Origin of the sequence: Kocuria sp. PD6, from assembly GCF_031844145.1 — a bacterium.
GTDB classification, from domain to species: domain Bacteria; phylum Actinomycetota; class Actinomycetes; order Actinomycetales; family Micrococcaceae; genus Kocuria; species Kocuria marina.
The window spans coordinates 18,601-30,102 of the sequence record NZ_JAUZUS010000014.1 but is presented as its reverse complement, the minus strand read 5'-3'; the positions used below and the strand labels follow the sequence as shown (position 1 = coordinate 30,102).

The 11,502-nt window shown below is 69.8% G+C and carries 6 protein-coding genes; 4 read left to right on the top strand and 2 right to left on the bottom strand.

The features are described 5' to 3' along the window. The first annotated feature begins 36 nt into the window (after nt 1–36). From Q9R22_RS11920 to Q9R22_RS11910, 3 genes are read left to right on the top strand one after another with little or no spacing between them, the layout of a single operon-like run. Nucleotides 37–426, top strand: a complete 390-nt coding sequence (locus Q9R22_RS11920) for a hypothetical protein (protein ID WP_131333536.1) — start codon at nt 37–39, stop codon at nt 424–426. Between the two features lie 3 nt (nt 427–429). Further along, nucleotides 430–1,038: a molybdenum cofactor guanylyltransferase gene (locus Q9R22_RS11915; RefSeq protein ID WP_131333538.1), complete on the top strand. Its 609-nt coding sequence runs from the start codon at nt 430–432 to the stop codon at nt 1,036–1,038. Between the two features lie 22 nt (nt 1,039–1,060). After that, nucleotides 1,061–2,452: a molybdopterin molybdotransferase MoeA gene (locus Q9R22_RS11910; protein ID WP_131333540.1), complete on the top strand. Its 1,392-nt coding sequence runs from the start codon at nt 1,061–1,063 to the stop codon at nt 2,450–2,452. A gap of 284 nt (nt 2,453–2,736) precedes the next feature. Here the strand turns inward: Q9R22_RS11910 and Q9R22_RS11905 are convergent, their stop codons facing one another. Continuing rightward, on the bottom strand, nt 2,737–3,240 hold the full coding sequence (locus Q9R22_RS11905; protein ID WP_131333541.1) for a DUF456 domain-containing protein: 504 nt from the start codon (nt 3,238–3,240) through the stop codon (nt 2,737–2,739). A gap of 243 nt (nt 3,241–3,483) precedes the next feature. Here Q9R22_RS11905 and Q9R22_RS11900 point away from each other — a divergent pair, with 243 nt between their 5' ends. Beyond that, a complete protein-coding gene (locus Q9R22_RS11900) occupies nt 3,484–6,192 on the top strand; it encodes a multicopper oxidase domain-containing protein (protein ID WP_311254269.1) in 2,709 nt (902 codons plus the stop codon). 53 nt (nt 6,193–6,245) lie between these two features. On the opposite strand, the gene Q9R22_RS11895 is transcribed toward Q9R22_RS11900, so the two are convergent. Then, nucleotides 6,246–11,327, bottom strand: coding sequence for an NAD-glutamate dehydrogenase (locus tag Q9R22_RS11895; protein WP_131333545.1), 5,082 nt, complete (start codon nt 11,325–11,327; stop codon nt 6,246–6,248). Between the last annotated feature and the right edge of the window lie 175 nt (nt 11,328–11,502).

The window sequence follows — 11,502 nt, the reverse complement described above, 5'->3', positions numbered from 1 at the left end:
GGAGGGCCGGGGCCCGCGCCCGTAGACTGGTGCCCCATGAAGTCGTTCGTCGCTCCCGTGCTGCTCGTGATCACCGCGCTCGTCCAGGCCATGGGCATCTACCCCTACGTCCAGGACGGCATCACGCTCACGGGGCAGCTGCTGTTCCCCATCCTCTTCGCGCTCGCGGCCATGTACCTGGCCCGCAAGGGTCGCCCCGGCGCGTTCGGCACGGCGCACATGGTCATCCTGGTGCTGTCCGTGGTCCTGGTGGTGCTGTCCCTCGTGGGCATGAGCCAGCAGCTCCCGTACTTCTACCCCACCATGATCCTGTACTACATCGCGTTCGTGCTCGTGGCCGTGGAATGCGCGCTGCGCATCGCCGGGTTGCCCAAGAAGTCGCGTGCCGTGGGTGCGGAGTCCGACGACGCCGCCCCCACCCACTGAGCCGTGCCCTCCTCCCCGAACGCGTCCTTGCAGCTGCCCTTCGACACCGTGGTCGTGGCAGGGGGCCGCTCCTCCCGACTCGGAGGCGCCCCCAAAGCCCAGTTGTCCTTCGAGGGCTCCACGCTGGTGGCCCACACGGTCGCGGCGGTGCGCCTGTTCGGTGCCGTGGTGGTCGTGGGGCCCGAGGATCCGCGGCTGCCGCCGGACGTATTACGCGCCCGGGAGGATCCGCCCTTCTCGGGACCGGCGGCGGCGGTGGCCGCGGGCGTCGTCGTCCTGGACGGCGTGAGCGGACGTCACGAGTGGACGGCGGTGCTCGCATGCGACATGCCGCATGTCGACCGCGCACTGCCCGCGCTCGTGCGGGCTGCGCAGGACGTCCCCCCGGAGGTCGACGGCGTGATGGCGTTGTCCGACGAGGGCCGGGCCGAGAACCTCGCCGTGCTGATCCGTTCCGCGGCGCTGAGCGCGGTGTTGCGCGAGGTGCCCACGGTGGACGTGTCCGTGCGCTCGGTGTGGCGTCATCTGACGTTGGGCACCGTCCCCGTCCCCCACGCCAGCACGAGCGACGTGGATACATGGGAAGATGTGCGTAGATTCGACCTGCACTGAATCGCCACGTCGAGGAGACATCATGCCCGGACTTCCGCACCAGCACGATCCCGCCGCTCACGAGGACGACGACCAGCGCGAGAACCGTTCGGCGGCGTCGGAACCGACCGTGCGCTGGGCCTCGTGGGACGAGGCCCGACGGATCGCCTACGGCACCCCGCACTCCCTCCCCAACATCCTGTTGCCGCTGGCGAAATGCCTCGACGAGATCCTCGCCGAGTCCGTGACCGCCGAGATGCCCGTGCCCCACTACGCCTCCGCCGCGGCGGACGGCTGGGCCGTGGCCGGGGAGGGCCCGTGGCGGATCCGCATGCCGCGCCCCGCCGAGACCGACGAGCGCCTGCTGCTGACCCTGCCCCCGGACCAGCGCATCCTCCCGGTGGTGGAGCTCAAGCCGGGTGAGGCCACCCACGTCAATGCCGGGGACGCCGTCCCGTTCGGGACCCGCGCGGTTCTCGAGGCCCACCGGGGCCACGTGGTCCCCGCCGACCCCGCGGCCCGCGACATGCCGACCGGTGAGCACGGCCGCGGACCCGAGGAGGGCGACACCCTTGAGGACGCCACACCCGCAGCGACCCTCGTGAAGAACCAGGACGTCCGGGCCGTGGGCGAGGAGATCGAGCAGGGGGACCTCCTGCTGCGCGCCGGTCGCAAGCTCAACCCCGCCCACCTCGGTCTCGCCGCGAGCGCGGGCCACGACATGCTCCCCGTACGACGCCGCCCGCGCGTGACCGTGCTGCTGGGTTTCGCCAACGTGGTCGAGGACGGCATTCCCGGCCCCGGTGAGGTGCGCGACGTCCTCGGACTGCAGCTGCCCGCCGCGCTGCGCGAACTGGGCGCGAACGTGGATCAGGTCCGGCGCGTGGCCGACGGCGCGGACGGAATGATCTCCGCATTCACGGAAGCCCCCATGGGTGCGAGCTCGCTGCTCGACGCCCGTGCGGAGATCGTGGTCTCCACCGGCGGCACGGGTCACGGGGAGGACGATCACGTCCGTAAGGCCCTCGAGGATCTCGGGGCCCACCTCATCATCGACGGCGTGGCGCAAGAACCCGCCCACGGGGTGATCGTGGCCCAGCTGCCTGACGACGGTCCCGTGGTGCTCGCGCTTCCCGGTTCACCGCTGTCCGCGATGACCGGTCTGCTGAGTGTGGGGCACGCCCTGATCGCCGGGGCCAAAGGTGAGGCCATGCCGTTCACGCGCCGCGTCACCGCGGGTCAGGACCTCGAGGCCACAGGCCGCACCCGCGTGATTCCCGCCTACCTTCAGGACGGCCGTGTGTTGCCGGAACCCACCGTGGGTCCCACGATGCTCTCGGGTCTCGCCCACGCGGATGTGCTCCTGGTGGTTCCGGAGGACGGCATGAGCGCGGGCCAAGACGTGGAGATCATCCCCCTCCCCTGGCGGGGCTGAGGCGGGGGCGCCACGGGGTGGGCCTACGGGGTGCGTCCGGCCCGCCAGGAACTTCTGGGTGCCCTGAGACCCCCGCGCAATTTTCAGGCGCCGTGAGGCCATGGAGCCCAGCCGATGGTGGCTCCAGAGTGACTCGGAATTCGCGGGTGGCCTTGGAATGACTGATATGTCCAGGACGGCTTTGGAACGCCTGGGAGTCCTCAGCGGCCCGGGCATGGCTGAGAGTTACCGCGTGGCCCGGGGTGACTCATAAATTCGCCCGCGGGCGGGCACCGGGGTGGACCTCAGTTCGCGGTGACGAAATAGACGATCGCCCCGATGATGAACGTCAGCGAGGCCAGCAGTGCGCACGACAGTTCCACCAGGATGCCCACGCCCATGGCCTTCGCGGCCACCCAGGATGTGCTCAGTGCGGTGTTGAAGTCTCCGTTGCGCACGGTCTCGGACAGCAGGAGCCCCACCACGAAACCGATGAACAGGCCTACCACGGGGATCACGAACATCCCGATCACCGCGCCCACCACACCGAAGAGCAGCGTGCGGTTCGGGATGGCCCGGCGTTTGAGCTTGCTGCCGGTGAGCACGAGACTCGCGGACATCCCCGCGAGGAGGAGCGTGCCGCCCAGGGCGAGCACGACCCACCCCTCGGGGGCACGCACCACGAACGCCCAGATGATCAATCCGATCAACGCGGTGATGGAGCCCGGGAGCACCGGGACCACGATCCCCACGCAGCCGATGACGATGAGGACGGCTGTCGCGATGGTGGCGATGATGTCTGCGGTCACGCCCTCATCGTACGGGCAAGGCCGCTGACGAACGGCCCGCTGCGGCGGAACGCGGCGCGCGGGGGTCGTCATCGACTGCGCAACCCATGCACAACACCCGGCGGCACCGGTGGTTCCGCAGACCCATGGCCCGTGAACTGCGATCCGAACAGCGGTCCCCGTGGCGCTCCGGGCGGCGGTCCGGGCGGAACCGGCAGCCGCCTATTATGGTATTTCATACACCAATTATGGAACGGATTCAGCGTGCCCCCCATCAGTGCCCCGCAGCGGCCCAGCACCTCCACCGCCCGCAGGGGCCGCTCATGGCACCGCACCGCGGGCAAGCCCGTGCGCTGGTGGCTCGTGGCCCTCGTGATCGTGATCGCAGCGCACCGGTGGATCCCGGACACCCGATGGCTCATGGTGCACATGGTCACGCTCGGGCTGATCACCACGTCCATCATGGTGTGGTCCCAGCACTTCACCGAGGCACTGCTGCACCACAAGCTCCCGGACTCCGGCCGTCCGCGGCAGATCGTGCGGATCTACGGGGTCACGGTGGGCACCGCCCTGTTGATCGTGGGGATGCTCGCGGGGTGGTGGTGGCTCGCTGTGGCCGCGGCCACCGTGATCGGCGTGATGCTCACCTGGCACGGCCTGGCCCTGCTGGCACAATCGCGCACCGCACTGCCCGCGAGATTCGGACTCACCGTGCGCTGGTACGCCACGGCCGCGTTCTTCTTGCCCGTGGGGGCGGTGTTCGGCACGATCCTGGCCCGCGACCTCTCCGCGACGTGGCACTCCCGGCTGCTGCTGGCCCACCAGGCCGTCAATGTCCTGGGTTTCGTGGGCCTCACCGTGTGCGCGACCCTGCTGACGCTGTGGCCCACGATCCTGCGCACCCGGATGCGCGACGACGCGGTGCGGTTGTCACGCATCGCTCTGCCCCTCATGGCCGCGGGCAGTCTCCTCGCTGCGGTGTTCGCGGTGCTCGGAACGGCCCCGCTCACGGCCGCCGCGTTGCTGCTCTACGCCGCCGGCGCGGCCACGGTGGGGTGGCTCATGCTGCGCACCGGGATGCAGCGCCGCCCCGAGGGTTACATGGGATGGTCCGTGGCCTCGGGCATCGCCTGGCTCGTGATGACCACGGTGCTGGCCGCGTGGCTCGTGCTGACCCGAGGGGTGGAGACCTCCGTGGCGCAGTCCCTCACGATCCCGTTCGTGGCGGGATTCCTGGTGCAGACTCTCTTCGGCGCCATGAGCTACATCCTGCCCTCGACCATGGGCGGCGGCCCCGCAACCGTCCGCGCATCTCTGGCCACCATGAACCGCGCCGGGGTCTACCGCGTCACGGTCGCCAACCTGTGCATCGCGTTGTTCGCCCTGCCCGCCGGGGTCCTGCCCTCGTGGGTCCGCGCGCTCGTGTCGATCGTGGGGGCCGTGGTCCTCGCAGCCTTCATCCCGCTCATGATCTCCTCGGCCAAGGCGGCCATCGCCGCACGACGCCGCGCCGTCGCCGAACGCGCGGCCGGCACCGCACCCACGGACCGCACCGGGGCAACCGCTGCCGAGTCCTCCCGCCGCGGGATGGGAACGGCCCCCCAGTTCCTGGCCGGGGTACTCACGGTGCTGCTCGCGATCGCGGCGGGGATCGCCGTCGCACCCCAGTCCGCGGGTTTCTCTCTCACGGGCAGCAACAGTTCGAGCGCGGAGGGCACCGGGGAAACCACCGAGGTCAGGATGCATGCCCAGCAGGACATGCGTTTCGACCCGTCCGAGATCCGGGTACCTCAGGGAAACCGCCTGGTGATCCACCTGACCAACGGCGCCACCTCCGGCCGCCTGGACCCGGGAGCCTCCGCGACCGTGGACGTGGGAGTGATCACCGACAGGCTGGAAGGCTGGTGCTCGGTGATCGGTCACCGCTCCATGGGGATGACCGTCGACGTGATCCCCGTGGACGCACAGGGCCAAGAGGTCACCGCCACCGGAACGGATGGCGCCCACGGTTCACACGGGCACGCGGAGCACACCGGAACGGACCCGGCGCAGGCGGCGGATCTCAACGCCGCCCCCGGTGAGGGTTTCACGACCCGCTCCCCCGAACTGGCCCCCGCATCGAACGAAACCGTGCACCGGATGACGCTGGACGTCCAGGAAGTGGCCCGCGAGGTGGCCCCCGGCGTGACCCAGGACGTGTGGACCTACAACGGTCAATACATGGGGCCCACGCTGCGCGGGAAGGTGGGTGACACCTTCGAGATCACCCTGACCAACGGCGGCACCATGGGTCACTCCGTGGACTTCCACGCGGGGGACATCTCCCCCGACCAGGCCATGCGCACGATCGCCCCCGGCGAATCGCTCGTGTATCGGTTCACGGCCCTCCGTTCCGGGATCTGGCTCTACCACTGCTCCACCATGCCCATGAGCAGTCATGTCGCAGCGGGCATGTTCGGCGCGGTGATCATCGATCCCCCGAACCTGCCGAGCGTGGACCGTGAGTACCTGCTCGTGCAGAGCGAGACGTACCTCGCGGCCCCGTCCCCGGATCAACCCGGTCTCCCGGAGGGGGTCAACGCGGTTGTGGATCCGGAGAAGATCGCCGCGAAGCAACCCTCGTTCACGATGTTCAACGGCCATGCCACCCAGTACATGCACGACCCGCTCACGGCCCGCCCGGGAGAGCGCGTACGGATCTGGGTGCTCGCGGCCGGCCCGTCCCAAGGGTTGAGCTTCCACGTGGTGGGCGGCCAGTTCGACACCGTCTACACGGAGGGCGCGTACCAGCTCTCTCCCGATGGACCCGGTAATCCCGGTGGGACAGGTGGCGCTCAGGCCCTGGATCTCGCACCAGCGCAGGGCGGCTTCGTGGAACTCGACTTCCCCGAGCCCGGGACCTACACGTTCGTCAATCACTCGTTCGCCGAGGCCGAGCGGGGCGCCCGGGGGCTGATCCGGGTCCAGGAGTGAGCGGGGCCCGGGCGACGTCGCATCGTCACCCGGGCCCCCGGTCACGTCCCGACTCAGTCGGTCAGTGCGCTGCGCAGCGTCCGTAGCGCCACGGACAGCGCGGCGAGTTCGGCGCCGGCGTCTCCGCTGTCGGCCATGGACTCGATCTCGTCCAGGACCTCCCGCAACCGCTCGAGCCGGTCCGCGTTCTCCTGCTCCCACGCCTGGACCTTCTCCTGGGCGTTGCCCCCCGGGGAGTCCAGGGCCTGACCCGCGAGCGCCACGAGCGTGGAGTACAGGTCCTCGCGCATGGCGATCCGGGCCATGTTCTCCCACCGCGTGGTCTGCGGCAGGGCCGTGATCCGGTTGAGCAGGTTCTCCAGGCCGTAGCGGTCGAACAGGGCGAAGTACACGCGGGCGATCATCTGCACGGTCACGCCCTCGCCGGAACCCTGCGCGGTGTCGTCCGACGACGCCGCGGCGTCGCCGGGCTCGTACCCCGCGATGCCCTGCGCCTGGGCGAGCCGGGCGACGTCGAGCAGCGCGAACGCGTCGAGCAGTTCCGCCCATTCCACGGCGAGTGCGCGGGGCACGCCCTGGCGCTCGGCGAGCTCGGCCTCGGTCCGGGCGCGCTCGGCGGATTCCTCGCCCAGCAAGCGGTCGTTGCCGAAGCGCAGTGCCACGATGGGCCGGTACATCTCCACGAGCTCCTGGATTCCGGAGTCGGTGTCCTGGCGGTGCAGGAACCAGCGGACCACGCGGTCCAGCAGCCGCCGCATGCGCAGCGACATCCGGTTCCACAGCTCCAGGGGCACGTCCGCGTCCAGCTGGGCGTGGCGGGTGGCATAGCTCTCGAGCTCGAAGATCTCCATGGCCACAGTGAACGCGCGGGCCACGTCCACGAGGTCCGAACCGGAGTCGTCCACCACGCGGTACGCGAAAGCGATCCCGCCGTAGTTGATGATCTGGTTGGCCACCACGGTGGCGATGATTTCCCGGCGCAACGGGTGGGTGTCTAGCTTGTCATCGAAGCGCTCCCGGATCTGGGCCGGGAAGTACTGGGACAGCGTGCGGTGGAACCAGGGGTCGTCCGCGAGGTCGCTGTCCACGAGTGCCGCGGAGAGCTGGATCTTCGCGTACGCCGTGAGCACGGACAGCTCCGGGCCGGTCAGGGGCTGGCCCTGGGCGGCGCGCTCGCGCAGCTCGGAGTCGGAGGGCAGGAACTCCAGCTCCCGGTTGAGGTCCGCGTGCTCCTCCAACCAGTGCATGAGCCGGATGAACGTCTCGGTGAATTCCACACCGCGAGCGCGCTCGGTGGTCAGCAGGACGTTCTGGGCCACGTTGGTGCGGAGCACGAGTTCGGCGACCTCGTCCGTCATGGACTCGATGAACTCCGCGCGCTCGTCCGTGGAGAGCAGGCCGGCCTGGACCATGCCGTCCACCAGGATCTTGATATTGACCTCGCGATCGGAGGATTCCACGCCGCCGGAGTTGTCGATCGCGTCCGTGTTGACCAGGATCCCGTTCAGCGCGGCCTCGGTGCGCCCGAGCTGGGTGGCCCCCAGGTTGCCGCCCTCACCGATGACCTTGACGCGCAGGTCCTCGCCGTTGACGCGGATGGCGTCGTTGGCCTTGTCCCCGACCTCCTGGTTGGTCTCGGTGGACGCCTTCACGTAGGTACCGATGCCACCGTTGTACAAAAGGTCCGCGGGCGCGAGCAGCACCCTGCGCACGAGTTCCTGCGGGCTGAGCGACTCGACGTCGTCCTCGATCCCGAGCGCCTCGCGCACCTGCGGGGTGATGGGCACGGACTTGTCCCGGCGCGAGTACACGCCGCCGCCCTCGGAAATCACGTCCCGGTCGAAGTCCTGCCACGAGGTGCGCCCGGCGGTGAACAGCCGTTCGCGTTCCTGGTAGGAGGCCGCGGCGTTCGGGGTGGGGTCCAGGAAGATGTCCCGGTGGTCGAACGCGGCGATCAGGTGGATGTGCTCGGACAGCAGCATGCCGTTGCCGAACACGTCCCCGGACATGTCGCCCACGCCCACCACGGTGAACGCCTCGGACTGGGTATCCACGCCCAGCTCGAAGAAGTGGCGCTTGACGGACTCCCACGCGCCGCGGGCGGTGATGCCCATGGCCTTGTGGTCGTAACCCACGGACCCACCAGACGCGAACGCGTCACCGAGCCAGAAGCCGCGCTCCAGGGAGATCGCGTTCGCGGTGTCGGAGAACGCGGCCGTGCCCTTGTCCGCGGCGACCACCAGGTAGGAGTCGTCGTCGTCGCGGCGCACCACGTTCTCGGGGTGCACCACGGTGTCCCTGGCCACACCAGAGGTCTCGGCCGACTCGCTCGCACCGCCCTCGGAGCCCGGGGTGGCATCACCGCGGGACGACGACGCCGTGTCCCGCGCGGTCTCGCCGGTCCCGTTCTGCGCGGTGCCGGTCTCGGCCTCGCGCTCGATGTTGTCGGTGACGTCCAGCAGGGAGGCGATGAACAGCTTGTAGGCCTCCCGACCCTCGGTCAGCCAGCCCTCGCGGTCGGTCGCGGGGTCCGGCAGCTGCTTGGGGAAGAACCCACCTTTCGCACCCGTGGGCACGATCACCGCGTTCTTGACCATCTGCGCCTTGACCAGCCCCAGCACCTCGGTGCGGAAGTCCTCGCGCCGGTCGGACCAGCGCAGACCGCCGCGGGCCACCTGGCCGAAGCGCAGGTGCGTGCCCTCCACGCGCGGGGACCACACCCAGATCTCGAAGGCCGGGCGCGGTTGCGGGGCCGCGGGGATGGCCGCCGGGTCCAGTTTGAACGCCATGGTGGGCCGGCTCTGGAACACGTTGGTGCGCAGCGTGGCCGTGACCACGTCCGCGAGCGCGCGGAACAGCCGGTCCGCATTCAGGCTGGGGACCCCGTCGAGCACCCCGGCCAGGCGCTCCAGGGCGCCGTTGCGCGCCTCGTCGCGGGCGGCGTCGTCGTCGGTGAAGCGGGAGGGGTCGAAGCTCGCCGAGAACAGCTCCGCGAGCTCGTGGGTGGCCCGCGGGTAGTCCACCAGGGTGTCCGCGATGAACTCGAACGAGTTGGGGTAGTTCAGCTGCAGCAGGTAGCGCACGTAGGCGCGCAGCACGGCCACGGTGCGCCAGCCCATGCGCTCGGTGAGCACCAGTCGGTCCAGGCTGTCCGACTCGGAGCGGTTGGAGAGCACCGCGCACAGGGTGTGCTCGATGAGGTCCTCCGTCTTGGCGTCCTCGGGGCCCTGGGGGTCCACACCCTCGGGCAGCTCCACACCAAAGTCGTAGAGCTGGAACTCGCGCCCGTCCGCGGGGGTGACCGTGTAGGGGCGCTGGTCCAGCACGGTCAGGCCCATGTTGTGCAGCAGCGGCAGCAGCTCGGTGAGGGACAGCGCCTGGGTGAGGTAGATGTTCAGCCGGACCTGGCCGTCCGCGGTCTGCGCCACGCGCACCTCCGCGGGCAGGTCAGGGTCGCGGCCCCACAGCTCCTCGCAGCGCTTGAGGTCCTGGATGGCCTCCTCGATCTCGTAGTCCTCGCGGTACGAGCCCGGGAACGCGTTCTCCCACACGGGGCCCAGCGCACCGGCCTTGTCATCCTCGAACTCCAGGCCGATCGCCCGGCCCAGGGACTCGGGCCAGGAGCGCACCGCCGCGCGCAGGCGGGCTTCGAGGTCCTCGTGGTCGAAGTCCCGCACCTCACCCGTGTAGGGCAGCCGGATGCGGAAGAACAGGCGGGCCAGGGAGGAGGAGGTCAGGCGCACCTCGAAGTCGATGGCCTCGGCGTCGAAGACCTCGAACAGCTGGGCCTCGATGCGCTGGCGCACCGAGGTGTTGTAGCGGTCCCTGGGCAGGAACACCACGGCGGACATGAAGCGCCCAAAGGTGTCCTGGCGCAGGAACAGACGGGTCTGGCGTCGTTCGTTGAGCCCCAGCACACCCCCCGCGGTCTCGTAGAGCTTCTCCGCGGACATGTGGAACAGCTCGTCCCGTGGGTAGTCCTCGATGATGCCCATGAGGTCACGGGCGGAGTGGGAGTCCGGGAGGAAGCCGAAGCGCTCGACCACCCGCTGCACCTTCTCGCGCACGAGCGGGGTCTGCTGGGCCGGGACCGAGTAGGCGTGGCGGGAGAACAGCCCGAGGATCAGGTACTCGCCATCCACATCCCCGTTCTCGGCGAACGTGCGCACCCCGATGTAGTCCAGGTACTCGCGGCGGTGGATCGAGGAGCGGCGGTTGGCCTTGGTCACGAACACCACCTGGTGGTCGCGCGCATGGGCGCTGCCCAGGCCCGTGAGCTTCTGGGCATGGCCCTCGGTGCCCTGCTCCCGCAGCAGCCCCAGGCCCGTGTCCGGGCGCGAGTGCAGCACGGCGTCCTCGCCGTCCACCTCGAGGTCGTAGCGCTTGATGCCCATGAACACGAAATTGCCGCCGCGCAGCCACTCCAGGAACTCCTGGGACGCGCCCACGTCCGGCAGCCGCGAGCCGTCCTCGAACGTGATGTCCTCCAGGGGCGCGAGGGAGTCGGCGATGCGTCGGGTCTGCTCCAGCATGACCTCCTGGTCCTCCGCAACCCGGCGCACGTCCGCCACGAGCGCCTCGATGTGGCGCGCGAGCTCCCCGCGGGCCTGCTCGTCCAGGGTGCGGTGCAGCTCCACGCGGATCCAGGACTCCACGGCGGTGTGTGAGCGCCCACCGGCGGCGCCGCCCACGAGCTCGTCCGTGATGGGGATCGAGGTGGTGTCCCCGGAGGAGACCGCGGAGATGTTGGGGACCTCCCCCAGGGATCTCAGCACGTCCTCGGAGTCACGTGCGGCGAGCAGCAGCGGGTGCAGCACGAGCTTCGCGCCGCCCCAGTTGGCGGCGATCTCCGTGGTCAGCGTGGACACCAGGAACGGCATGTCCGTGGTGACCATGTACAGCACGGTGTCCCCGTGGTCCTCCCGGACCTCGATGCACAGTTCGTCCGTCCGGCGGCTGCGCCCGACCTCCCGGTGGCTCTCCGCCCGTTCCGTGAGCACCTGCTGGTCCGTGCCCGCCATGTCCGCGTCCGGGACCGAGCGGTAGTACTCGTTGAGCCACGCCTGCTCTGCACTCCATCGCGGCCGCTGCCACACCGTGGGGATGGCCTGGGTGGTGGCTTGAGGAGAGGTCACTGCTGCATCACGCCTTAGCTGTCGTTGAGTTGGGATGTCACTCCACGGCGTGGCTCGTGGTGCCCGGTGGGGCACGGCGCACAGACCTCCGCCGGACCGCTCGCCCCGGAACCCATGACGTCTGCCTAACCCACGGCCACACTGCCGCATGTTCCACCACCATAGGACCCCGCGA

Coding starts and splice junctions, on each gene's coding strand:
- Q9R22_RS11910 (WP_131333540.1), top strand. CDS start 1,061: ATGCCCGGACTTCCGCACCAGCACGATCCCGCCGCTCACGAGGACGAC.
- Q9R22_RS11920 (WP_131333536.1), top strand. CDS start 37: ATGAAGTCGTTCGTCGCTCCCGTGCTGCTCGTGATCACCGCGCTCGTC.